24 protein-coding genes are annotated in these 23,758 nt (G+C 65.8%); 13 read left to right on the top strand and 11 right to left on the bottom strand.

The features are described from left to right. On the bottom strand, positions 1-1,116 hold the full coding sequence (locus I5803_RS09310) for an acyl-CoA dehydrogenase family protein (protein WP_196986089.1): 1,116 nt from the start codon (positions 1,114-1,116) through the stop codon (positions 1-3). Between the two features lie 16 nt (positions 1,117-1,132). After that, entirely contained in the window at positions 1,133-2,311 is a 1,179-nt protein-coding gene (locus I5803_RS09305; RefSeq protein WP_196986088.1) for an acyl-CoA dehydrogenase family protein, read from the bottom strand. 84 nt (positions 2,312-2,395) lie between these two features. Between I5803_RS09305 and purN the strand changes: the two genes are divergently transcribed. The 3 genes from purN (at position 2,396) to I5803_RS09290 (ending at position 5,624) form a co-directional block, all read left to right on the top strand. Further along, the gene (gene purN / locus I5803_RS09300; RefSeq protein ID WP_196986087.1) at positions 2,396-2,977 is read left to right on the top strand and encodes a phosphoribosylglycinamide formyltransferase; all 582 of its coding nucleotides are present in this window, start codon (positions 2,396-2,398) and stop codon (positions 2,975-2,977) included. A 30-nt stretch (positions 2,978-3,007) separates the two neighbouring features. After that, the gene (locus I5803_RS09295) at positions 3,008-4,279 is read left to right on the top strand and encodes an RsmB/NOP family class I SAM-dependent RNA methyltransferase (RefSeq protein ID WP_196986086.1); all 1,272 of its coding nucleotides are present in this window, start codon (positions 3,008-3,010) and stop codon (positions 4,277-4,279) included. A 133-nt stretch (positions 4,280-4,412) separates the two neighbouring features. Then, positions 4,413-5,624 (top strand): DesA family fatty acid desaturase, encoded by a 1,212-nt coding sequence (locus I5803_RS09290; protein WP_196986085.1) that lies wholly within the window; start codon positions 4,413-4,415, stop codon positions 5,622-5,624. A 59-nt stretch (positions 5,625-5,683) separates the two neighbouring features. Here I5803_RS09290 and I5803_RS09285 read toward each other — a convergent pair whose 3' ends face one another. Next, positions 5,684-6,124, bottom strand: a complete 441-nt coding sequence (locus tag I5803_RS09285; RefSeq protein ID WP_196986084.1) for a DUF3597 domain-containing protein — start codon at positions 6,122-6,124, stop codon at positions 5,684-5,686. 213 nt (positions 6,125-6,337) lie between these two features. Here I5803_RS09285 and I5803_RS09280 point away from each other — a divergent pair, with 213 nt between their 5' ends. Continuing rightward, a complete protein-coding gene (locus I5803_RS09280; protein WP_196986083.1) occupies positions 6,338-6,673 on the top strand; it encodes a hypothetical protein in 336 nt (111 codons plus the stop codon). Between the two features lie 52 nt (positions 6,674-6,725). Here I5803_RS09280 and rpmG read toward each other — a convergent pair whose 3' ends face one another. The 3 genes from rpmG to trxB form a co-directional block, all read right to left on the bottom strand. Next, on the bottom strand, positions 6,726-6,896 hold the full coding sequence (gene rpmG, locus I5803_RS09275) for a 50S ribosomal protein L33 (RefSeq protein WP_196986082.1): 171 nt from the start codon (positions 6,894-6,896) through the stop codon (positions 6,726-6,728). Between the two features lie 17 nt (positions 6,897-6,913). Beyond that, on the bottom strand, positions 6,914-7,147 hold the full coding sequence (gene rpmB / locus I5803_RS09270) for a 50S ribosomal protein L28 (protein WP_196986081.1): 234 nt from the start codon (positions 7,145-7,147) through the stop codon (positions 6,914-6,916). 118 nt (positions 7,148-7,265) lie between these two features. Continuing rightward, positions 7,266-8,219: a thioredoxin-disulfide reductase gene (gene trxB, locus I5803_RS09265; RefSeq protein ID WP_196986080.1), complete on the bottom strand. Its 954-nt coding sequence runs from the start codon at positions 8,217-8,219 to the stop codon at positions 7,266-7,268. Positions 8,220-8,376: 157 nt separating this feature from the next. On the opposite strand from trxB, the gene I5803_RS09260 reads away from it, so the two are divergent. The 8 genes from I5803_RS09260 (at position 8,377) to I5803_RS09225 (ending at position 17,220) form a co-directional block, all read left to right on the top strand. Next, a complete protein-coding gene (locus I5803_RS09260; RefSeq protein ID WP_196986079.1) occupies positions 8,377-9,051 on the top strand; it encodes a Crp/Fnr family transcriptional regulator in 675 nt (224 codons plus the stop codon). 37 nt (positions 9,052-9,088) lie between these two features. Continuing rightward, on the top strand, positions 9,089-11,413 hold the full coding sequence (locus tag I5803_RS09255; RefSeq protein WP_196986078.1) for a DNA translocase FtsK: 2,325 nt from the start codon (positions 9,089-9,091) through the stop codon (positions 11,411-11,413). 75 nt (positions 11,414-11,488) lie between these two features. After that, positions 11,489-12,121 carry an outer membrane lipoprotein periplasmic chaperone LolA gene (lolA, locus tag I5803_RS09250; RefSeq protein WP_196986077.1) on the top strand — a complete coding sequence of 211 codons (633 nt, stop codon included), beginning with the start codon at positions 11,489-11,491 and terminating at the stop codon, positions 12,119-12,121. An 18-nt stretch (positions 12,122-12,139) separates the two neighbouring features. After that, positions 12,140-13,459: a replication-associated recombination protein A gene (locus I5803_RS09245; protein WP_196986076.1), complete on the top strand. Its 1,320-nt coding sequence runs from the start codon at positions 12,140-12,142 to the stop codon at positions 13,457-13,459. Positions 13,460-13,643: 184 nt separating this feature from the next. Beyond that, positions 13,644-14,573 (top strand): branched-chain amino acid ABC transporter permease, encoded by a 930-nt coding sequence (locus I5803_RS09240; protein WP_196986075.1) that lies wholly within the window; start codon positions 13,644-13,646, stop codon positions 14,571-14,573. Positions 14,574-14,585: 12 nt separating this feature from the next. Further along, entirely contained in the window at positions 14,586-15,686 is a 1,101-nt protein-coding gene (locus I5803_RS09235; protein ID WP_231402378.1) for a branched-chain amino acid ABC transporter permease, read from the top strand. Positions 15,687-15,700: 14 nt separating this feature from the next. After that, on the top strand, positions 15,701-16,507 hold the full coding sequence (locus tag I5803_RS09230; protein WP_231402377.1) for an ABC transporter ATP-binding protein: 807 nt from the start codon (positions 15,701-15,703) through the stop codon (positions 16,505-16,507). Beyond that, the gene (locus tag I5803_RS09225) at positions 16,504-17,220 is read left to right on the top strand and encodes an ABC transporter ATP-binding protein (protein WP_196986073.1); all 717 of its coding nucleotides are present in this window, start codon (positions 16,504-16,506) and stop codon (positions 17,218-17,220) included. The genes I5803_RS09230 and I5803_RS09225 overlap by 4 nt, the downstream gene beginning before the upstream one ends. 21 nt (positions 17,221-17,241) lie before the next feature. Here the strand turns inward: I5803_RS09225 and I5803_RS09220 are convergent, their stop codons facing one another. The 3 genes from I5803_RS09220 to I5803_RS09210 form a co-directional block, all read right to left on the bottom strand. After that, positions 17,242-17,565, bottom strand: coding sequence for a hypothetical protein (locus I5803_RS09220; protein WP_196986072.1), 324 nt, complete (start codon positions 17,563-17,565; stop codon positions 17,242-17,244). A 109-nt stretch (positions 17,566-17,674) separates the two neighbouring features. Further along, on the bottom strand, positions 17,675-18,646 hold the full coding sequence (locus I5803_RS09215) for a Bug family tripartite tricarboxylate transporter substrate binding protein (protein WP_196986071.1): 972 nt from the start codon (positions 18,644-18,646) through the stop codon (positions 17,675-17,677). Further along, positions 18,643-19,707 carry a CDP-6-deoxy-delta-3,4-glucoseen reductase gene (locus I5803_RS09210; protein WP_196986070.1) on the bottom strand — a complete coding sequence of 355 codons (1,065 nt, stop codon included), beginning with the start codon at positions 19,705-19,707 and terminating at the stop codon, positions 18,643-18,645. The genes I5803_RS09215 and I5803_RS09210 overlap by 4 nt, the downstream gene beginning before the upstream one ends. Positions 19,708-19,753: 46 nt before the next feature. On the opposite strand from I5803_RS09210, the gene I5803_RS09205 reads away from it, so the two are divergent. Further along, on the top strand, positions 19,754-20,674 hold the full coding sequence (locus I5803_RS09205) for an SDR family oxidoreductase (RefSeq protein WP_196988512.1): 921 nt from the start codon (positions 19,754-19,756) through the stop codon (positions 20,672-20,674). Between the two features lie 3 nt (positions 20,675-20,677). Here I5803_RS09205 and cysN read toward each other — a convergent pair whose 3' ends face one another. Together cysN and cysD are read right to left on the bottom strand one after the other, a co-directional pair. After that, the gene (gene cysN, locus I5803_RS09200; RefSeq protein ID WP_196986069.1) at positions 20,678-22,582 is read right to left on the bottom strand and encodes a sulfate adenylyltransferase subunit CysN; all 1,905 of its coding nucleotides are present in this window, start codon (positions 22,580-22,582) and stop codon (positions 20,678-20,680) included. Next, on the bottom strand, positions 22,582-23,481 hold the full coding sequence (cysD, locus tag I5803_RS09195; protein ID WP_231402670.1) for a sulfate adenylyltransferase subunit CysD: 900 nt from the start codon (positions 23,479-23,481) through the stop codon (positions 22,582-22,584). The genes cysN and cysD overlap by 1 nt, the downstream gene beginning before the upstream one ends. Positions 23,482-23,758: the final 277 nt, after the last annotated feature.

The raw sequence follows: 23,758 nt of genomic DNA, 5'->3' as shown, positions 1-23,758 counted from the left end.
TTACGCGAAGACACCCGCGGTGTCCTGCATTCTTTCCGAGACCTCGCCCAGCTGGTGCAGGGTATCCCCGAAGCTCAACTCGAGCTGCGTGAGCTTCTTGAAGTAGTGGCTGCCGATGTATTCGTCCGTCACGCCGATGCCGCCGTGCAGTTGCACGGAAGCCTGGCCGATGAATCGCATCGCCACGCCGAGCTGGTACTTGGCGCGCGCCATCGCGCGGCGGCGTTCCTCGGCGGGGGCGTTCAGCTTGAGTGACGCGTAGTAGCTCATCGACCGCGCGAGTTCCAGCTGCATCTTCATGTCCGCGACGCGGTGGCGAAGCGCCTGGAAACTCGCGAGCGTGGTGCCGAACTGCTTGCGCGTGTTCATGTACTCGACGGTGACGTCCATCGTCTTGTCGAGCACGCCCACCGCTTCCGCGCAGGCCGCTGCGATGCCGATGTCCACCGCATGTTCCAGGGCCGTGAGGCCGTCGGGCGTCACCAGCGTCGCGGGTGAGGAGGCGAACTTCACTTCCGCCGCACGCCCGCCTTCCTGCGTCGCGTAGCCGCGCGTCGTCACGCCCTGCGCGGCGCGCTCGACAAGGAAGAGCGCCATCTGGCCGTCGGCCAACGCGGGCACGAGGAAGGCATCGGCCTGGTCGCCGGCCGGCACGATGCTCTTCGCGCCGGTGACGGACCATGCATCGCCCGACTTCGCTGCATTAGTTTCGCAAACATCGACGCGGTAGCGCGCCTTGCGCTCCTGGTACGCGAGCACGACGAGCGCCTCGCCCGCGGCGATCTTCCCGAGCCATGCGGACTTCACGGCCGCTGGCGCGTAACCGTTGATCACGCCGCCCGCAATGAGCGCCTGCGCCAGCGGCTCGAGCACGATGCCGCGGCCGAGTTCTTCCATCACCACCATGCCCTCGACCGGGCCCATGCCCATGCCGCCCTGGTCCTCGGGGATGTAGAGGCCGGCCAGGCCCAGTTCCGCGAGCTGCGTGTACACACCGCGGTCGAAGCCGCCCGCCTTCACGATCGCGCGGCGGCGCTCGAAGTCGTAGCCCTTGTCCACCCATTTACGCACCGCATCACGCAGTTGCTGCTGGTCGTCGCTGAAGTCGAAATCCATGTCTGTTCTCCTGGGTTCAGCCGAGCACGGTCTGGGCGACGATGTTGCGCTGGACCTCGTTGCTGCCGCCGTAGATGGTGGTCTTGCGCAGGTTGAAGTAGGTCGATGCCAGCGGCGCTGCATGCGCGGCGCCGACGTACTCGCCCTGCCAGCCGGCTTCCATCGCCTCGTGGATGTAGGGCAGCGCGTAAGGGCCTGCCGCGAGCATCATCAGTTCACTGTAGCGCTGCTGGATCTCGCTGCCCTTGATCTTCAGCAGGCCCGCGATGTCCAGGGAGTTCTTGCCCGACTTCTCGGCCGACAGCACGCGCAGCACCAGCATCTCCAGCGCGACGACGTCGACTTCCAGCTTCGCGATCTCGTCGCGGAAGCGCCTGTCCTCGTACACGCCTTCGGCCTTCGCGATGCGCTTCAGGCGCTCCAGCTCGCGCTTGGCACGGTTCACGTCGGCGATGTTGGTGCGCTCGTGCGACAGCAGGTGCTTGGCGTAGGTCCAGCCCTTGTTCTCCTCGCCGATGAGGTTCTCCGCGGGCACCTCGACGTTGTCGAAGAACACCTCGTTCACCTCGTGCTCGTTGTCCAGCATGATGATCGGGCGGACCGTGACGCCGGGCGACTTCATGTCGATGAGCAGGAAGGAGATGCCGGTCTGCGGCTTGCCTTCGGTGCTGGTGCGCACGAGGCAGAAGATCCACTCGCCGTGCTGCGCGAGGGTGGTCCAGGTCTTCTGGCCGTTCACGATGTACTTGTCGCCCTTGCGTTCGGCGCGGGTCTTGAGCGAGGCGAGGTCGGAGCCGGAACCCGGCTCGCTGTAGCCCTGGCTCCACCACACCTCGCCGCTCGCGATGCCGGGCAGGAAGCGCTGCTGCTGCTCGGCATTGCCGAAGGCCATGATCACGGGGGCCACCATCACCGGACCGAAGGGGACGATGCGCGGCGCGCCGGCGAGCGCGCACTCTTCCTCGAAGAGGTGCTTCTGGATCGCGTTCCAGCCGGGCCCGCCGAACTGCTGGGGCCAGCCGTAGCCGAGCCAGCCCTTCTTGCCCAGGATGCGCGCCCAGCGCTGCATGTCGTCACGCGACAGGCGCAGGGCGTTGTGGACCTTGTGCGAGATGTCCTTGGGCAGGTTCTCGTGCACCCAGGCCCGCACGTCCTCGCGGAATTTCTGTTCTTCGGGGGTAAAGGCTAAATCCATGGCGTGTCTCCGTTGACCGCGCCATTATCGGCACGGTCGTGCTTTTCCGGGTGTCCGGGTTGCGACATCGGATAATCCGCGCCGATGAAGAACATCGTGATCCTGATCTCGGGCGGCGGCTCCAACATGGCCGCCATCGTGCGCGCGGCGCAGCAGGGCGACTGGCGCAGGACGCTGGATGCGCAGGTCGCCGCGGTCATCAGCAACCGCGCCGACGCCGGGGGGCTCGCCTTCGCGAAGGAGCACCAGATCCCGACCGAGGTGGTGGACCACAAGCGCTTTCCCACGCGGGAGGCCTTCGACGCCGAGCTCGCCGCGGCGATCGACCGGCGGCAGCCCTCCCTGCTGGTGCTGGCGGGTTTCATGCGCATCCTCACGCCGGGTTTCGTGCAGCGCTACGAGGGCCGGATGGTCAACATCCATCCGTCGCTGCTGCCGGCATTTCCGGGCCTGCATACGCACCGGCGGGCGATCGAGGAAGGCTGCAAGTTCTCCGGCGCGACCGTGCACCGCGTCACGGCCGAGCTGGACCACGGGCCGATCCTGACGCAGGCGGCCGTGCCGATCCTGCCGGACGACACCGAAGAGGCGCTCGCCGCGCGCATCCTCACCCAGGAGCACCTGCTGTATCCGCGCGCCATTGCCGCGCTGCTGCCTTCGCTCTGAACGCCGGCGCGAGACTGGGACAATAGGGGCATGCACCCCAAAGCCCTGCTCGATGCCTGTTCCGAGCTCGTGAAGCTCGCGCTTCGATTCGAACACCCCGCCGACTCCGTCGTTTCGCGCTATTTCCGCGACCACAAATCCCTCGGCCCGCGCGAGCGCGCGACGCTCGCCGAGACCGTCTACACGGTGCTTCGCAAGAAGCTGCTCTTCGACCACATGGCGCCCTCGGGCAGCGGGCCGAAGGAGCGGCGCCTGGCGATCCTCGGCTTCCACGGGCCGCGCGATTTCCTCAAGAGCGCGCTGACCGACCAGGAGCGCAAGTGGCTGGACCAGTGCGATTCGATTTCGGTCGCGGACCTGATGGAGCGGCACCGGCACAACCTGCCCGAGTGGCTGGTACAACCACTCAAGGATCAATTGGGCAACGAGTTCTGGCCCCTGGTGGACAGCCTGAACCAGCCCGCACCGCTGGACCTGCGCGTCAACACGCTCAACGACAAGCGCGCGGAGGTGCAGCGTGAGCTGGAACTGGCCGGTGTCGCCTCACGCGTGACGCCTTATTCGCCCTGGGGATTGCGGCTGGCGGACAAACCGGCGCTCACCAAGCTCGATGCCTTTGCGCGCGGCGCGATCGAAGTCCAGGACGAAGGCTCGCAACTGCTCGCGTTGCTGCTGGACGCGAAGCGCGGCGAGATGGTCGTGGACTTCTGCGCGGGCGCCGGCGGCAAGACGCTGGCCATCGGCGCGACGATGCGAAATACAGGGCGCCTGTATGCGTTCGACACCTCGACCCATCGCCTCGATGCGCTCAAGCCGCGCCTGGCGCGCAGCAAGCTGTCGAACGTGCATCCCGCTGCGATCGCGCACGAACGGGACGACCGCGTCAAGCGCCTGGCCGGAAAGATCGATCGCGTGCTCGTCGATGCCCCGTGTTCGGGGCTCGGCACGCTCCGGCGCAACCCGGACCTGAAGTGGCGGCAGTCGCCCGAAGCGGTGCAGGAGATGACGGTCAAGCAGGACGCGATCCTCGCCAGCGCGGCCCGCCTGCTCAAGCCCGGCGGCAGGCTCGTCTATGCGACATGCAGCATCCTGCCGCAGGAAAACGAGGAGATCGCCCGGGCCTTCACCGAGGCCAATAGGGAGTTCAGCCCACTGCCGGCCGCGGAAATCCTGTCCAATCTGAAGGTCGAGTCCGCTGCCGCGCTGTGCAGCGGAGGCGAAACCGGTGGCGACTACCTTCGCTTGTGGCCCCACCGGCACCAGACGGACGGCTTTTTCGCCGCCGTGTGGGTGAAAAATTGACGCAGGTCAAGCGAATGGCGCCCCGCTGTGGTTAACCACAGCTTGTTTTTGAACCTCGCACCGTAAAATGCGTCCAACGACGAGCGGCACCGTCCCGAGTAGCCGCATTTCCTAAAGAGAGAGACCTCCTTCCATGTTGCTCCCCGACTGGGCCGTGCTGAATTCGACCATCGACTGGCTGTCCAACGGCCTGTGGGACCTGTCCTGGTGGCAGATCGTCCTGTACACGCTGGTCACGACCCACATCACGATCGTTGGCGTCACGATCTTCCTGCACCGCTCCCAGTCGCACCGCGCGCTGGACCTCGGGCCGATCCCTTTCCACTTCTTCCGCCTCTGGATGTGGCTGGGCACCGGCATGGTCACGAAGGAATTCGTGGCGATCCACCGCAAGCACCACGCCAAGGTCGAGACGGAAGAAGACCCGCACAGCCCGCAGACCCGTGGCCTGAAGAAGCTGCTGCTGGAGGGCGTCGAGCTCTACCGTGCAGAGTCCAGGAACGCCGAGACGATGACGAAGTACGGCACCGGCACGCCGGACGACTGGATTGAGCGCAACCTCTACACCCGTTACAGCTGGCAAGGCGTGGGCCTCATGCTCATCATCGACCTCGCCTTGTTCGGCGCGATCGGCCTGGTCGTGTGGGCCGTGCAGATGGCCTGGATCCCGGTGATGGCCACCGGCGTCATCAACGGCATCGGTCACTACTGGGGCTACCGCAACTTCGAGTCGGCGGACTGCAGCACCAACGTGTCCTTCTGGGGCATCATCATCGGCGGCGAAGAGCTGCACAACAATCACCATACCTACCCGACGTCGGCGCGCTTCTCGGTCAAGCCCTACGAGTTCGACATCGGCTGGTTCTACATCTCGATGATGGAGAAGATCGGCTGGGCCAAGGTCAAGAAGACGGTGCCGCGCATGCAGCTCGGCGACGTGAAGCCGGTGGCCGACGAGAAGACGCTGGAAGCGCTGATCGCCCACCGCTACGAAGTCATGGCCGGTTATGCGCGCGAGATGCGCAGCGTGTGCAAGGCCGAGATCGCCGCACTCAAGGAAAAGCAGGTCGACCTGTCCCCGCTGAAGGCTGCGAAGCGCTGGCTGCACCGCGACGACGACAAGGTGCCCGCGGCGGCCCGTCCACAGCTGGCCCAGGCGCGCGCGGCGCACCCGGTGCTCGACAAGATGGTCACCATGCGCGAGGAACTCCGCCAGATGTGGCTGAACACGTCACAGTCGCGCGAGCAGCTCGCGCTCGACCTGCAGGCCTGGTGCCACCGCGCGGAAGCCAGCGGCATCGAAGCGCTGCAGCAGTTCTCGATGAGGCTGCGCGCCGCGCACTGAGCTGCCATGCGCCCGCAAAAGGCCCCGCAATGCGGGGCCTTTTTTGGCTTGGGGGTTGTTCAGTCCTTGAGCTCGGCAGGCACCTTGCCGCCGTTTTCCGCGAGCTTCTTCATCACCGCCTTGTGCAGCCAGAGGTTCATTTCGGCAGAGCCATCCTTCGCGCCGGAATAGCCGAGTTCGGTGGCGAGTTCCTTGCGGGCCTGCAGGCTGCTGTCGAGGTCGAGCAGCTTCATCAGGTCGACGATGGACGTGCGCCAGTTGAGCTTCTGCGAATTCTTCTCCGCGAGGCCGTTCATCACCTCTTCGACGTCCACGACGGGCCGTGCCGCCTGGTCGGCGGCCTGTGCCGCAGTGCCGGCGGCAGCGGCACTACTGGCGTCCGGCAGCGGGGCCTGGGCGGTCGTCGCGCCGGGCGTGCCTGAAGTGGTGGTGCTGGTGGTCGAAGCGGCGGCGCCGCCGCGGTGGAATATCTTGTTGAGGATGTTGCCGAAAATGCTCATGGTTGCTCCATTGCGCGGTGAAAGGATGCCGCATCCCTATGGTCGGGCCAAGCGAGAGGACGCCTTGTCGGACAACCTCCCGTCTCATGGATCACCTGACGGTACGAGCGGTAACCGTCCGACATGCAATCGGCACGCGCGCGATACGCCCCGGACATGTGCCGCGCGTTGAATGGAGGCATACGGGCTGCCAGCCCGCCTGAAAGGACCTCCATGAAAAAGCTCTTGCTCGCTGTTGTCGCCGTTGCAAGCCTGTCGGCCGTTGCGGCCTTTGCGGATGCCGCCGACCAAGCGGGGTCTGCCTGGAACAACCACCCGCTGGGCGCCGCTCCCGGCGTCGCGCCCAACTGGGACCCCCAGAACACCGCGGACTCCCAAGCCCAGGGCTACGGCTACGGCTATTGGGGCAACCGGTACTACAACGAGCGCAATCGTGTCGCGCCGGCGTACCCGTACACCCGCGAGGGACGTGCCGCGCGCCGCGACCGTGATGGCGATGGCGTGCCCAATGCCCAGGACCGGTACCCGGACAATTCCCGCCGCTGGTAAAAACAAAAAACCCCGCAGTGCGGGGCTTTTTTGATGGAGAGGGGCGGAAGGTTTACTTCAGCTTGGTCTCTTTGTATTCGACGTGCTTGCGAGCCTTGGGATCGAATTTCATGATCGCCATTTTCTCGGGCATCGTCTTTTTGTTCTTGCTCGTGGTGTAGAAGTGGCCGGTGCCCGCGGAGGACTCCAGCTTGATCTTTTCGCGTCCGCCTTTGCTTGCCATGGTGCTGCTCCTTGGGGTTAGGCCTGGCCGCGGGCACGCAAGTCCGCGAGCACGCTGTCGATGCCGTTCTTGTCGATCAGGCGCAGGGCGGCGCTGGAAACGCGCAGGCGCACCCAACGGTTTTCTGCTTCGACCCAGAAACGGCGGTATTGCAGGTTCGGGAGGAACCGGCGCTTGGTTTTGTTGTTGGCGTGGGAAACGTTGTTCCCGACCATCGGGCCTTTGCCCGTGACGTCGCAGACGCGTGACATGAGAGGGTTCCTTCACCGGCCGCCACTTCGTGGGGGCCTCACCTCGCCCGAGCGGGGGCGGTATCCGGCGGAACGGCCGCGAGGCCAAATCCAGCTAAGCCCGCAATTATAGCCCGATTCAGCTTTCCTGCTCCAGGAAGCGCTGGGCGTCCAGCGCAGCCATGCAGCCCGTGCCCGCGCTGGTGATCGCCTGGCGGTACACGTGGTCCTGCACGTCGCCGGCCGCGAATACGCCCGGCACGCTCGTCATCGTCGCGAAGCCCTGCAGCCCCGCCTTCGTGATCACGTAACCGTCCTTCATCTCCAGCTGGCCCTTGAAGATGTCCGTGTTGGGCTGGTGGCCGATCGCGATGAAGCAGCCCTGCAGCATCAGGTCTTCCGTCTCGCCCGACTTCGTGTCCTTCAAACGCACACCCGTCACGCCCGTGTTGTCGCCCAGCACCTCGTCCAGCGTCTTGAAGGTCTTCAGCTCGATCTTGCCGGCCGCCACCTTCTCCATCAGCTTGTCCACCAGGATCGGCTCGGCCTTGAACTTGTCGCGCCGGTGCACCAGGTACACCTTGCTCGCGATGTTCGACAAATACAGCGCCTCTTCGACCGCGGTGTTGCCGCCGCCCACCACGCAGGTGACCTGCCCGCGATAGAAGAAGCCGTCGCAGGTCGCGCAGCCGGACACGCCCTTGCCCATGAACGCTTGTTCCGAAGGCAGGCCGAGATACTTCGCGGACGCGCCTGTGGCCACGATCAGCGAATCGCAGGTGTAGGTACCGCTGTCGCCGGTCAAGGTGAAAGGCCGCTTGCTGAAGTCCACGGCGCTGATGTGATCGAAGACGATCTCGGTCTTGAAGCGCTCGGCGTGTTCGAGGAAGCGCTGCATCAGGTCAGGCCCCTGCACGCCCTGCGCATCGGCGGGCCAGTTGTCCACGTCGGTGGTGGTCATGAGCTGGCCGCCCTGCGCGATGCCGGTGACCAGCACCGGGTTCAGGTTGGCGCGGGCCGCGTAGACGGCGGCGGTGTAGCCGGCGGGGCCGGAGCCGAGGATCAGGACTTTGGCGTGCTTGGTGGTGGACATGGTGGAAAGCCTGTGTGGAAAACCCCACACCTGGGTGTACATTTCGGGCCAGAGGGGCAAGTATCAACCCGACGCGGGTGAGCAGTTGCTTGCCGTTTTCAATCGCCCCGATTGTAAGAACCCATGACTTGCACGCGGGCCTGAAGGGAATTGAACGATGTCGATGCTGTCCAACCTGGAGTTGATTCGCCGGGTTCCTTTGTTTGCGTTGCTCACCGCGAACCAGGCGGAGTCCGTCGCGGAATCGGTCGTCAAGCGCCGCTTCAAGCGCGGCGAAGTCGTGGTCGAACAGGGCGAGAAGTCCAACACGCTCTTCATCATCCTCACCGGACGGGTGCGCGTCGTAACCTCGGACAAGCGAGGCCGCGAGGTGATCCTTGCCACGCTGCAGCCGGGCGACTACATCGGCGAGATGAGCCTCATCGACAACGAGGCGCACTCGGCCACGGTACGCGCGGAGGTCCAGACGGACATGCTGGCCCTGGGCCGCGCGGAGTTCGCGCGTTGCCTGCCGGAGAACAGCTCGATGGCCTACGCGATCATGAAGGGCCTCGTGCAGCGCCTGCGCCAGGCGGATCGCAAGATCGAATCGCTGGCTTTGATGGATGTCTACGGCCGGGTGGCGCGGGCCCTGCTCGAGTTCGCGCAGCCCGACCGCGAAGGCCAGATGACGATCAAGGACCGGATCTCCCGCCAGGACATCGCCAAGATGGTGGGCGCGTCGCGCGAGATGGTGAGCCGCGTCATGAAGGACCTCGAGGACCGCGGCTTCATCGAAACGCGCGAGGACGGCTCCATGTTGATCAAGGACCGGCTCACGACGCTGGGATGATGCGCAGGGTGTCTGCGGTAAGCTCGCGCTTGCCTCCATGACGTACTCGCTCAATACCCTGAATGATCCGCGCGGCGCGTCGCCCGCGCGGCCGGCGGCAAACCGCTTCGTCCACGAGTTCGCGCTCGTCGCGGGCTTCGTCGTCCTCGTCTTCTGGCTGCTGGCGCTTGCGAGCTACTCCGCGGCCGACCCCGCCTTCTCCACTTCCGGCACCGGCGACGCGATCCGCAACTGGGGCGGCCGCCTGGGCGCCTGGGTCGCGGACGGCAGTTACTTCCTGCTCGGATTCTCGGTGTGGTGGTGCGTCGCGGCTGCGCTGCGCGCGTGGCTCGCGGTGCTGGCGCGCTGGATGCGGGGGCAGGGGGAACCCGAGCCGTCATCGGCCGGCTTGTCCCGCACGAAGTGGGCGTTCTGGCTGGGCCTGGCGGTGCTGCTGTGCGCGAGCACGGCGCTGGAGTGGTCGCGGCTCTATCGTTTCGAGGGGCGCCTGCCCGACCACGCGGGCGGCGCGTTGGGGCACGTGATGGGTCCCTGGGGCATGAAGTGGCTCGGCTTCACCGGTTCCGGCCTCGTCGGCGTCGCACTCGTGGTGCTGGGCGCGGCCATCGTGTTCCGCTTTTCCTGGAGCCACGTCGCAGAACGCCTCGGTGCGCGCCTCGACGGCTTCGTCGAGGCGCGGCGCGAAAAGCGCGAGATCGCGCAGGACCTCGCCTTCGGCCAGCAGGCCGCGCGGCAGCGCGAAGAGGTGTTGATCGAGGAACGCATCGAGATCGAGGAGCATCATCCGACGCCTGTGCTGATCGAACCGGTCCTGGTCGACGTGCCCAAGAGCGAGCGTGTCGCCAAGGAAAGGCAAAAGCCCCTGTTTTCCGAAATGCCCGACTCGAAGCTGCCGCAGGTCGACCTGCTCGACGGCCCGACCGGACGGCAGGAGACGGTCTCGGCGGAAACGCTGGAGATGACGAGCCGGCTCATCGAGAAGAAGCTCAAGGACTTCGGGGTCGAGGTACGCGTCGTGCTGGCGCAGCCGGGGCCGGTGATCACGCGCTACGAGATCGAGCCGGCGACGGGCGTGAAGGGCTCGCAGGTCGTCAATCTCGCCAAGGATCTGGCGCGTTCGCTGAGTCTCGTGTCGATCCGCGTGGTCGAGACGATTCCGGGCAAGAACTACATGGCGCTGGAGTTGCCCAACGCCAAGCGTCAGTCGATCCGGCTGTCCGAGATCCTCGGCTCGCAGGTCTACAACGAGGCGAAGTCCATGCTCACCATGGGCCTGGGCAAGGACATCATCGGCAACCCGGTCGTCGCCGACCTCGCGAAGATGCCGCACGTGCTCGTCGCCGGCACCACCGGTTCGGGCAAGTCCGTCGGCATCAACGCGATGATCCTCTCGCTCCTGTACAAGGCGGAGGCGCGCGACGTGCGTCTTCTGATGATCGATCCGAAGATGCTGGAAATGTCGGTCTACGAAGGCATCCCGCACCTGCTGGCGCCGGTGGTGACGGACATGCGCCAGGCGGCCCACGGCCTCAACTGGTGCGTGGGGGAGATGGAGCGGCGCTACAAGCTGATGAGCAAGCTCGGCGTGCGCAATCTCGCCGGCTACAACCACAAGCTCGACGAAGCCAAGGCGCGCGGCGAATTCCTCTACAACCCCTTCAGCCTCACGCCGGACAGCCCCGAGCCGCTCGACCGCCTGCCCCACGTGGTGGTGGTGATCGACGAGCTCGCCGACCTGATGATGGTCGTCGGCAAGAAGATCGAGGAGCTGATCGCGCGCCTCGCGCAGAAGGCGCGCGCGGCCGGCATCCACCTGATCCTCGCGACGCAGCGCCCCAGCGTCGACGTGATCACGGGCCTTATCAAGGCGAACATTCCCACGCGGATTGCCTTCCAGGTCTCCAGCAAGATCGACAGCCGGACCATCCTCGACCAGATGGGCGCGGAGGCGCTGCTCGGCATGGGCGACATGCTGTACATGCCGAGCGGCACGGGCCTGCCCATCCGCGTGCACGGCGCCTTCGTGAGCGACGAGGAGGTGCACCGCGTGGTGGCCTACCTGAAGGAGCAGGGCGGAGAGCCCAACTACATCGAGGGCGTGCTCGAAGGCGGTACCGTGGACGACGAGGATGGCGCTTCGGGCGGCATCGGCGGCGGAGCCGGCGAGAAGGACCCGATGTACGACCAGGCCGTGGAGGTGGTGCTGAAGAACCGCAAGGCCAGCATCTCGCTCGTGCAGCGTCACCTCAAGATCGGCTACAACCGCGCCGCGCGGCTGGTGGAGGACATGGAAAAGGCCGGCCTCGTCAGCGCGATGAGCGGCAGCGGCCAGCGCGAGATCCTCGTGCCCAACCGCGAATAACGTCCTGTCACAAGTACGGCCGAACGGGAGCACGGCCTACACGGGCGCGATACCTCGGCAGGAGAAAATGCGGGCATGAAAAAGACCCTCGCCGCACTCCTTTTGCTGGCTTCCTCGCTCCCGACGTGGGCCTCGGGCCTCGATGCGCTCGAGAGTTTCGTCAGGAACGCGAAGTCCGGCCATTCCGACTTCACCCAGGTCGTGACGAGCCCCTCCAGGGACGGGCAGGCCGCGCGCAGCAAGACATCCTCCGGCACCTTCGACTTCTCGCGTCCCAACCGCTTTCGCTTCACCTATCGCAAGCCGTTCGAGCAAATCATCGTCGCCGACGGACAGACCTTGTGGATCCACGACGTGGACCTGAACCAGGTCACTTCGCGCAAGCAGGCGCAAGTGCTCAATTCGACGCCCGCCGCGCTGATCGCCGCCGCGCCTGACCTCGCGAGCCTGCGCAAGGACTTCAACCTCGAGGCCGCGCCGGACAAGGACGGCATGCAGTGGGTGCATGCCACGCCCAGGACGAAAGACGGCCAGCTGCACTCGGTGATGATCGGCTTTCGTGGCAACGACCTCTCGGCACTCGAGATCCTGGACAGCTTCGGCCAGCGTTCGCGGCTGACTTTCAACAAGATGGAGCTGAACGCCGCGGTGGCGCCGGACGCCTTCCAGTTCAAGCCGCCGCAGGGCGCCGACGTGGTCAAGCAGTAGCCTTCCTATACTCGGACGGTGAGCAAGACACCCGCCGCCGCGCATGCACCGCTGGCCGAACGCCTGCGTCCCCGGACGCTGGGCGAGGTCATCGGCCAGCAGCACCTGCTGGGCGAGGGCATGCCGCTGCGCATCGCGTTCGAATCGGGCCAGCCGCACAGCTGCATCCTCTGGGGGCCGCCCGGAACGGGGAAGACGACGATCGCCCGCCTGATGGCCGACGCCTTCGACGCGCAGTTCATCACCATCAGCGCGGTGCTCGGCGGCGTCAAGGACATCCGCGACGCCGTCGAGAAGGCGCAGATGGCGCAGGGCACGGCGCTGGAGAACGCTTCGGGTGCCGGAGGCAGGCGCACCATCGTGTTCGTCGACGAGGTCCACCGCTTCAACAAGAGCCAGCAGGATGCCTTCCTGCCCCACGTGGAGTCCGGCCTCTTCACCTTCATCGGCGCCACCACGGAGAACCCGTCGTTCGAAGTGAATTCCGCGCTGCTCTCACGGGCCGCGGTGTACGTGCTGCAGCCGCTGACACCGGCTGACCTCGAGCTGATCGTGGCCAAGGCGCAGGACATCGGCGCGGTGCCGCCGGTTGAAGCCAAGGCGCTCGCGCGCCTGGTCGCCTATGCCGACGGCGACGCGCGCCGGCTGCTCAACACCCTGGAAACGCTCGCCGTCGCGGCGATGCAGGAGAAGCTCGCCGGCATCGGCGACGAGTGGCTGCTGAAGGTGCTGGGCGAGCGCATGCGCCGCTACGACAAGGGCGGCGAGCAGTTCTACGACACGATCAGCGCCCTGCACAAATCAGTGCGCGGCTCGGACCCCGACGCCTCCCTTTACTGGTTGATGCGCATGCTCGATGGCGGGGCGGACCCGCGCTACATGGCGCGCCGCATGATCCGCATGGCTGTCGAGGACATCGGCCTGGCCGACCCCCGCGCGCTGCGCATGGCGCTCGACGCGTCGGAAACCTACGAGCGGCTGGGGTCGCCGGAGGGCGAACTGGCGCTGGCCGAGTGCGTGATCTACCTGGCGATGGCGCCGAAGTCGAATGCCGCCTATACCGCCTTCAACGAGGCCAAGGCCTTCATCAAGCAGGACGGCACGCGGCCCGTGCCACTGCACTTGCGCAATGCGCCGACGAAGCTGATGAAAGAGCTCGATTACGGCAAGAACTACCGCTATGCCCACGACGAGGAGGGCGGGTTCGCCGCCGGGGAGACTTATCTCCCCGACGGAATGGACAACCCGGGTTTCTACCGGCCGGTGGAGCGGGGGCTGGAGATTCGCATCGCCGAGAAACTGCGCGAGCTGCGCAACCTGAACGATCAGAAAAAATAATCGCGCAGGAATCCGCGTGACGCCCGGTGTACAACGAGGGTAAACCCCCCTCGTCCAAACGTTTTCGCCCGAGGGGGCGCTGGCTACAATCGCCCGCATGAACCCGCCCAATGCGAGACCTTGGCGGGTTTTTTGCTAGATGGTGGAGGGCACGAGGGGTTGTGCCGAGAACGGAGAAAGCGCTATGGAAACACTGCTGCAGCAGATCATCAACGGTTTGATCCTGGGCAGCATGTATGCCCTGGTGGCCCTGGGCTACACCATGGTGTACGGCATCATCAACCTGATCAACTTCGCGCACGGCGACGTGCTCATGGTGGGCGCGCTCACCAGCTGGGCGATCATCGTCAGGATGCAGGAGTCCATGCCCGGGACGCCCGGCTGGCTGATCCTCCTGATCGCCCTCCTGATTTCCTGCGTCGTCGCCGCTGTTCTCAACTTCGTGATCGAGAAGGTCGCCTACCGGCCGCTTCGCAACAGCCCCAAGCTCGCACCCCTCATCACCGCGATCGGCATGTCGATCCTTCTGCAAACGCTGGCGATGATCATCTTCAAGCCGAACTACAAACCTTACCCGATGCTGCTGCCGTCCAAGCCGTTCCAGGTCGGCGGCGCGGTGATCACGACGACGCAGATCATGATCCTGGGGCTCACCGCGGTGTCGCTCGCGGTGCTGATGTACCTCGTGAACTACACCAAGCTGGGACGCGCCATGCGCGCGACGGCGGAGAACCCCCGCGTGGCCGCCCTCATGGGGGTCAAGCCGGACATGGTGATCTCGGCGACCTTCGTCATCGGCGCGATCCTGGCCACCATCGCGGGCGTGATGTACGCATCCAATTACGGGACGGTGCAGCACACCATGGGTTTCCTGCCCGGATTGAAAGCCTTCACCGCGGCCGTGTTCGGCGGCATCGGCAACCTCGCCGGCGCGGTGGTGGGCGGGATTCTCCTCGGCCTGATCGAGTCGATCGGCTCGGGCTACATCGGCACGCTCACCGGAGGCGTCCTCGGCAGCCATTACTCGGACATCTTCGCGTTCATCGTGCTGATCATCATGCTCACGCTGCGGCCCTCGGGCCTGCTCGGCGAGCGCGTGGCGGACCGGGCCTAAAGGAACACCTTCATGTTGAACTTCATCAACCGCCAGAACCGCTATGTGCTGATGACGATCGGCGCCATCGCGCTGCTCGTGCTGCCGCTGATCCTCCAGCAAGGCGGCAACGCCTGGGTGCGCATCGCGGACGCCGCGCTCCTGTACGTGCTGCTGGCCCTGGGCCTGAACATCGTGGTGGGCTATGCCGGCCTGCTGGACCTGGGCTATGTCGCGTTCTACGCGATCGGCGCGTACATGTTCGGCCTGCTGGCCTCGCCGCACCTCACGGACACCTTCCCCGCCATCGCCGCCGCGTTCCCGAACGGGCTCCACCTTCCACTGTGGATCGTGATTCCCTCGGCCGCGGCGCTCGCGGGGATTTTCGGCATCCTGCTCGGTGCGCCGACCTTGAAGCTGCGCGGCGACTACCTGGCGATCGTGACGCTCGGCTTCGGCGAGATCATCCGCGTGTTCCTGAACAACCTGGACCATCCGGTCAACATCACGAACGGGCCCAAGGGCCTCAACCAGATCGACTCCATCCATTTCTGGGGGCTGAACCTCGGCAAGCCCCTGACCCTGTTCGGCTTCGACATCGCGTCGGTGTCGCTCTACTACTACCTGTTCCTCGGGCTCGTCCTGGTGAGCATCGTGATCTCGCACCGTCTGCAGCTCTCGCGCATCGGCCGCGCGTGGATGGCGATCCGCGAAGACGAAATCGCCGCGAAGGCCATGGGCATCAACACCCGAAACCTCAAACTGCTCGCGTTCGGCATGGGCGCGACATTCGGCGGGGTGTCGGGCTCCATGTTCGCGGCGTTCCAGGGCTTCGTGTCGCCGGAATCGTTCAGCCTGATGGAGTCGGTGATGATCGTCGCGATGGTGGTGCTGGGGGGCATCGGGCACCTGCCGGGCGTGATCCTGGGAGCGGTGCTGCTCTCCGCCTTGCCCGAGGTCCTGCGCTATGTCGCGGGGCCGCTGCAGCAGATGACGGATGGCCGGCTCGATTCCGCCATCCTGCGGCAGTTGCTGATCGCCCTGGCGATGATCACCGTGATGCTGATGCGCCCGCGGGGCCTGTGGCCCACGCCCGAGCACGGCAAATCGCTGCAGAACAACACGGCGAAATGACGGAGACGACCCCCATGGCAGAAACTGTTCTTCGCGTCGCCGGCATCTCCAAGCGCTTCGGCGGCCTGCAGGCGCTCTCGGACGTCGGCATCACCATCGAGCGCGGGCAGGTGTATGGCTTGATCGGCCCGAACGGCGCCGGAAAGACGACGTTCTTCAATGTCATCACGGGCCTGTACACGCCCGACAGCGGCACGTTCGAGCTCGCGGGTAAACCGTACGTGCCCAGTGCCGTCCACGAGGTCGCCAAGGCGGGCATCGCTCGCACCTTCCAGAACATCCGGCTCTTCGCGGAGATGACGGCGCTCGAGAACGTGATGGTCGGGCGCCACATCCGCACGCATTCCGGGCTGCTGGGCGCCATCTTCCGCACGCCGGGGTTCAAGGCGGAAGAGCTCGCGATCGCCAAGCGGGCGCAGGAGCTGCTGGAGTACGTGGGCATCGGCAAGTACGCGGACTTCAAGGCCCGCACGCTGTCGTACGGCGACCAGCGCCGCCTCGAGATTGCGCGCGCCCTGGCGACCGACCCGCAGCTCATCGCCCTCGATGAGCCGGCGGCCGGCATGAACGCCACCGAGAAAGTGCAGCTGCGCCAGTTGATCGACACGATCCGCAACGACGGCCGCACGATTCTCCTGATCGAACACGACGTGAAACTCGTGATGGGCTTGTGCGACCGCGTCACCGTGCTCGACTACGGCAAGCAGATCGCCGAAGGCACGCCGGTGGACGTGCAGCGAAACGAAAAGGTGATCGAGGCTTACCTCGGCCACAACCACACGCAGCCGGCAGCGGTGGCGGCGACCGGAGAAGCGCAATGAGCCAGACCCTGCTGAAAGTGAGCGGCCTGAAGGTCGCGTACGGCGGCATCCAGGCCGTCAAGGGCGTCGATTTCGAGGTGCGCGAAGGCGAGTTGGTCACGCTGATCGGCTCCAACGGCGCCGGCAAGACCACGACGATGAAGGCCATCACCGGCCTGCTGGCGATCAGGGAAGGCGACATCGAGTACCTGGGCCAAAGCATTCGTGGCCGCGGCGCGTGGGACCTGGTCAAGGAGGGCCTCGCGATGGTGCCGGAGGGCCGCGGTGTCTTCACCCGGATGTCCATCACGGAGAACCTCCTCATGGGCGCGCATATCCGCAACGACAAGCCCGGGATCGCGGCGGACATGGACAAGGTCTTCACGATCTTTCCCCGCCTGAAAGAACGCAAGGACCAGCTCGCCGGCACCATGTCGGGCGGCGAACAGCAGATGCTCGCGATGGGCCGCGCGCTCATGAGCCGCCCCAAGGTGCTGTTGCTGGACGAGCCTTCGATGGGGCTCTCGCCCATCATGGTGGACAAGATCTTCGAGGTGGTGCGCGAGGTGTACGCGCAGGGCGTGACGGTGCTGCTCGTGGAGCAGAACGCGAGCCGCGCGTTGCAGATCGCCGACCGGGGCTACGTGATGGAATCGGGTGTGATCACGATGTCGGGGGATGCCAGGCAGATGCTCAGCGACCCGAAAGTGCGGGCCGCGTACCTCGGGGAGTGAGGCGCAAGGCGAGGGAGTCGCTCAGTAGCGATAGCGCAGGCCCAGGCTGGTGGTGCGCTGGGGCTCGCGCGGGACGCCCGTGAACCGCAGGTCGCTGCTGCTTTCCACGTCGAGGGTGGCCGAAAGGCTCGGCGTGAATGCATAGCTCACGCCGACGGTATAGCCCTGGATACGCGGTTCACTGAGAAAGAGGCGGGGTTTGTCGACGACGCCCAGTTGCACGCCCCAGAAGCTGCCCGCCAGGCGCTCCTGCTTCACGTACAAACCTTCCGCGTGCACAGGGTGCGGCGCGCCCAAGGCAAACAGCAGTCCAGCAAGGCACAGAAGATCGCGTGTCGCTTTCATGGCCGGCTCCTCGCGCCGGAGAAAGCTCCGGCAGAGTCACTGTAGCCAGAGGTAACGAAATCCCCTGTCGGACAATTCGCACACGCGGCGTAGGACGCCCAGCAAATGCCTAGTCGACCTTGGCACCCGAAAGCTTCACTACCTTTTCGTATTTGACGAGCTCGGATTTCATGAAGGCGGCGAATTCCTCGGGGGTGGTGGCGACCGGCTCGGCCATCAGCGCCGCGAAGCGGGTCTTCGCTTCCGGGGACTGCAGCGCCGTCACGAAGGCCTGGTTGAGCTTGTGCACCACGTCGCGCTGCAAGCCGGCCGGGCCGACGAGGCCCCACCAGGTGTCGATGGCGAAACCCTTGAGCGTATCGGCCACCGGCGGAATGTCGGGGAGTGCGGGCGAGCGACTCAGCGTGGTCACCGCGATGGCCTTGAGCTTGCCGGCGCGGATGTTGGGCGCCGCGGTCGCCAGGTTGTCGAAGTTGAAGTCGACCTGCCCGGAGAGCAAGGCCAGTTGCGCGGGGTTGCCGCCGTTGTAGGGGATGTGCACGGCGAAGATGCCTGCACCCTGCTTGAACATTTCGCCCGCGAGGTGCCCCGCGCTGCCGTTGCCGCCGCTGCCGTAGTTCAGCCGGCCGGGATTCGACTTGCCGTAGGCGATCAGGTCGGCGAGCGTGCGGATGTTCAATCTTGCTGCAGTGTCCGCATTCATCACCAGCACGTTGGGCACGCGAACCATCTGCGTGATGGCGGTGAAATCCTTCACCGCGTCATAGGGCATCTTCGAGAAGAGCCACGGGTTGATCGCATGCGTGGCGACGGCGGAGATGCCGATCGTGAGCCCGTCCGGCGGCGCCTTGGCGATGACGTCGGCGCCGATGTTGCCGCCGCCCCCCGGCCGGTTCTCGATGATCACGGTGCCGAGCGAATCCTTCACGCGTTCCCCCAGCAAGCGCGCGGTCACGTCGATGGGGCCGCCGGCGGCGTAAGGCACGATGATGCGCAGCGGACGCGCCTGCGCCCGCGCGAAGGGGGAGGCGAACGCGGCGGCCGACGCGGCGGCGGAAGCGATGAGGGTGCGGCGTTTCATGGGGCGACGGGGTCCTTGTGCTTGTCGGCTTCGGTGGTGAAGGAATCGGCGTGGAATTCGTCGGGCGGCAGCTTCGCGAGGGCGGTGTATTCGGCACGCGCGGAGTCCACGACGATGGGTGCGCCGCAGGCGTACACCTGGTGGCCGGAGAGGTCGGGCAAGTCCTCCAGCACGGCCTTGTGGACGAAACCCGTGCGCCCGGTCCAGTTGTCCTCGGGCAGCGCGTTGGAGATCACGGGGACATAGCGCAGGTTGGGCATCTCCGCGAGCTTCGCCTGCACCCAGTCGTCCAGGTAGAGGTCCGCCGGCCTGCGTCCGCCCCAGTACAGCGTGGCGGGTCGGGTGATGCCCTTGAATTGCATGTGCTCGATCACCGCCTTGATCGGCGCGAAGCCGGTGCCCGAAGCGAGCAGCACCATCGGTTTGTCGGAGTCCTCGCGCAGGTAGAAGCTGCCGTAGGGCCCTTCCACGCGCAGGATTTCCTTTTCCTTCATGGCCGTGAAGACGTGGTCGGTGAACTTGCCTCCGGGCATGTGGCGGATGTGCAATTCCACGCCCGGCCCGTTGTGCGGCGCGTTGCCCATCGAGTAGCTGCGCCGCGCGCCGTCGCGCAGGATGAACTCGATGTACTGGCCCGCGTGGTAGCGCATCGTGTCGTTGGCGGGCAGTTGCAGCTTCACGATCATCACATCGTGCGACTTTTTCTCGAGCGAGGTGACGCGCGAAGGCATCTTGCGGATGGGGAATGCGCTTTCGTCGGTCACCTGCCGCGACTCGAGCACGACGTCGGTCTGGGGTACGCCGCAGCAGGTGAGGACATAGCCTGCTGCTTCTTCCTCCGCGCTCAGGGCCTTGCTCTGGTGCACGCCATGGACGACGATGCCTTCGAGCTTCTTGCACTTGCACGATCCGCAGGCGCCGTCCTTGCAGCCGTAGGGCATGCCCACGCCCTGGCGGATGGCTGCGGCGAGAATGGGTTCACCGGCATTGGCGCTGAACGCGCGGCCGCTCGGCTGCACGGTGACCAGGTGGGAGCCTTCGGGGGCCGGGGTGCTCGTCATGTTTTCAGTATCCTCGGGCTCTTTCGACTTCGTTCCGCTCCTGATTTTGCCCTCAAACCAGAACCCCCTCGGGGCATTGCCCGCGCGCTTTCGCCGTGAACGCGTCCTCATCGTCGGCTGCGGGGATGTCGGCACGCGCGTGGCCGGCCTGCTCGGCCGGGGCGTGCACACGCTCGCGCTGAGTTCGACGCCGGCGAAATTCGGCGCCCTGCGACGCCGGGGCATCACGCCGCTGGCGGGCAACCTCGACGAGCCCGGCAGCTTGTCCCGGCTCGCGGGCATCGCGCATCGCGTCATCCACCTCGCGCCACCGCCGAGCGAAGGCCACGCACAGTGGTGGCGCGACCCGCGGACCCAGGCGTTGCTGCGCGCTCTGCGCCGCCGCGGCGCGCCCCCGCGTGTCGTCTACGGCTCCACCTCGGGGGTTTACGGGGACTGTGGCGGCGCCTGGGTGGACGAGGCGAGGCCGACCAGCCCTTCGACGCCGCGCGCCCAGCGGCGAGTGGACGCGGAGGCAGCGGTCCGCCACTTCGGGCGGGCGGCGCATGCGCGCGTTTCGATCCTGCGCATCCCTGGGATCTATGCAGCCGACCGTGCAGGCGGAACGCCGCGCGAGCGTCTGGAGAAGCGCACACCGGTCCTGGATGCGCGGGACGACGTCTACACTAACCACATCCATGCGGACGACCTGGCGCGAGCGATGGTCGCCGCGCTCTGGCGCGGGCGGCCGCAGCGCATCTACAACGCCAGCGACGACAGCGAGCTGAAGATGGGCGACTACTTCGACCTGGCGGCCGACCGTTACGGCCTGCCGCGGCCGCCCAGAGTGCCGCGAAGCACGGCAGGTGACCAACTGCCGCTCATGCTGCTGAGCTTCATGGGGGAGTCGCGGCGCCTGCGCAACGACCGACTCAAGCGCGAGTTGCGCCTGCGGTTGCGCTATCCCACGGTGGCCGCGGGCCTGTAGGTCTCAGGGCAGGCGGCCGCGTTCCCGCAGCAGCTTGATAATCTGGTCGACCGATTCTTCCGGCGACAGCTTGTCGGTTTGCAGGCGCAGCTCCGCCGCTTCGGGGGCCTCGTAGCGGGAGTCGATGCCGGTGAAGTTCTTCAATTCGCCGCGCCTCGCCTTTTTGTACAGGCCCTTCACATCGCGCTGCTCGGCCACGGCGAGCGGCACGTCCACGTGGATCTCCAGGAACTCGTCCGCTTCCACCAGCGAGCGCGCCATCCGCCGCTCCGCCTGGAACGGCGAGATGAACGCGGTGAGGACGATCAGGCCTGCGTCCACCATGAGCTTGGCGACTTCGGCGACGCGGCGGATGTTCTCCACGCGATCGGTGTCGGTGAAGCCAAGGTCCTTGTTCAGGCCGTGGCGCACGTTGTCGCCATCGAGCAGGTAGGTGCGATGACCCATCGCGTGGAGCTTCTTCTCCAGCAGGTTCGCAACGGTGGATTTGCCCGAGCCCGACAGGCCGGTGAACCAGACGACGCATGACTTCTGGCGATTGAGCTCGTTGCGCGCGGCCTTGTTCACATCCACGTGCTGGACGTGGATGTTCTGGCTGCGGCGCAGCGCGAAGTGGATCAGGCCCGCCCCCATCGTGGCGTTGGTGAGCCGGTCCACCAGGATGTAGCCGCCGGTGTCGCGGTTTTCGGTGTACGGGTCGAAGCCGACGGGCCGGTCGAGGTTGAGCGTGCACACGCCGATGGAGTTCAGGCCCAGGGTCTTGGCCGCGACGTGTTCCATCGTGTTGACGTTGACCTGGTACTTCACGTCCATCACGGAGGCCGTGACGGTCTGCGTGCCCATCTTCAACAGGAAGAAGCGGCCGGGCAGGAGCGGTTCGTCGTGCATCCACACCAGCGTCGTTTCGAACTGGTCGGCCACGCCGGCGGGCGCATCCGCCTGCGAGAGCAGGTCGCCGCGCGAGATGTCCACTTCATCGGCCAGGGTGAGCGTGACGGACTGGCCGGCGACTGCTTCTTCCAGGTCGCCGTCGAAGGTCACGATGCGCGACACCGTGCTTTCCTTGCCCGAAGGCTGCACGCGGATGCGGTCACCGGGTCGTACCTTGCCGCCCGCGACGGTCCCGGAGAAGCCGCGGAAGTCCAGGTCCGGCCGGTTGACCCACTGCACCGGCATGCGGAACGGTCCGCGCTGCATGCGCTGCTCGTCGATCTCCACCGTTTCGAGGTACCCCATCAAGGTGGGGCCGTGATACCAGGAGGTCTTCTCGCTCGTGGCCGTGATGTTGTCGCCCTTGAACGCGGAGACCGGAATGTAGGTCACGTTCTCGAGGCCCACCTGCTTGGCGAAGGCGCCGTATTCGTCGACGATGCGCTGGTACACCTTCTCGCTGTAGTCGACGAGGTCCATCTTGTTGATCGCGACGACCACATGTCGGATGCCCAGCAGCGACACGAGGTAGCTGTGGCGCCGCGTCTGCGTGAGCACGCCCTTGCGCGCATCCACCATCAGCACGGCGGCGTCGGCAGTGGATGCGCCTGTGACCATGTTGCGCGTGTACTGCTCGTGCCCCGGCGTGTCGGCCACGATGAACTTGCGGCGCTCGGTCGAGAAGAAGCGGTAGGCGACGTCGATCGTGATGCCCTGCTCGCGCTCGGCGGCCAAGCCGTCCACGAGCAGTGCGAAGTCGATGTTGTCGCCCTGGGTGCCCCATTTGCGCGAGTCGGCTTCGATCGAGGCAAGCGTGTCCTCGAACAGCATCTTGGAGTCGTACAGCAGGCGGCCGATGAGGGTGCTCTTGCCGTCGTCGACGCTGCCGCAGGTGATGAAGCGCAGCAGGCTCTTGTTCTCGTGGGCCTTCAGGTAGCCCGCGATGTCGGTGGCGATGAGGTCGCTGGTGTGTGACATCAGAAATACCCTTCCTGCTTCTTCTTTTCCATGGACGCGGCGGCGTCGTGGTCGATCACGCGTCCCTGCCGCTCGGAGGTCTTCGTGAGGAGCATCTCCTGGATGATCGCGGGCAGCGTGTCCGCATCCGATTCGATCGCGCCCGTGAGGGGATAGCACCCCAGCGTGCGAAAGCGCACCTTGCGCATCATCGGCACCTCGCCCGGGGCGAGCGGCATGCGGTCGTCATCCACCATGATGAGCGTGCCGCTGCGCTCGACCACCGGACGCGTCGCGGCGTAATACAGCGGGACGATCGGGATGTTCTGCAGGTAGATGTATTGCCAGATGTCCAGCTCGGTCCAGTTGGACAGCGGGAACACGCGCAGCGATTCGCCCTTGTGCTTGCGCGTGTTGTAAAGCTTCCAGAGTTCGGGCCGCTGGTTCTTGGGGTCCCACCGGTGCTGGGCGGAGCGGAACGAGAAGATGCGCTCCTTGGCGCGCGACTTTTCCTCGTCGCGACGCGCGCCGCCGAAGGCCGCGTCGAAGCCGTACTTGTCCAGGGCCTGCTTCAATCCTTCCGTCTTCATGACATCCGTATGGATGGCCGAGCCGTGGGTGAAGGGGTTGATGTTTTTCGCGATGCCCTCGGGATTGATGTGCGTGATGAGGTCCAGTCCCAGGTCCTTCACCATCCGGTCGCGAAAGCTGTACATGTCGCGGAATTTCCAGCGCGTGTCGACGTGCAGCAGGGGGAAGGGGGGCTTGCTGGGATAGAAAGCCTTCATCGCGAGGTGCAGCATCACGGCGCTGTCCTTGCCGACGGAATACAGCATCACGGGCTTGTCGACCTCGGACACCACCTCCCGCATGATGTGGATGCTTTCGGCTTCGAGGCGTTGGAGATGGGTCAGGGGCATGGACGTCCTTTCGGCGCGCGAGGGGGGCGCGCTTCGCGTGGAGGCAGGGGATGCGATTGTGCTGGGTTCGCCGACCTGGGGGTCGACAAGTTGCAGGTCATCGCGGCGAGTGTCGAGCCATTCGCGCATTTCAGGCAAGCGCAGCAGGCGGGCGGATCCGGGAATGGCCAATTGCACGGCCCCGCGGCGCGGGGGAAGATGAGACAGCAGCGCCAGATAGTGACGCGTCTCGAGCGGACCCGCGAACGCGAGCCACTGCAGCTGGCCGCGAGCCGCT

It is taken from the genome of Caenimonas aquaedulcis (genome assembly GCF_015831345.1).
GTDB lineage: Bacteria > Pseudomonadota > Gammaproteobacteria > Burkholderiales > Burkholderiaceae_C > Ramlibacter > Ramlibacter aquaedulcis.
The sequence above is the reverse complement of the archived record's forward strand: the minus strand, read 5'-3'. Positions and strand labels throughout refer to the sequence as shown.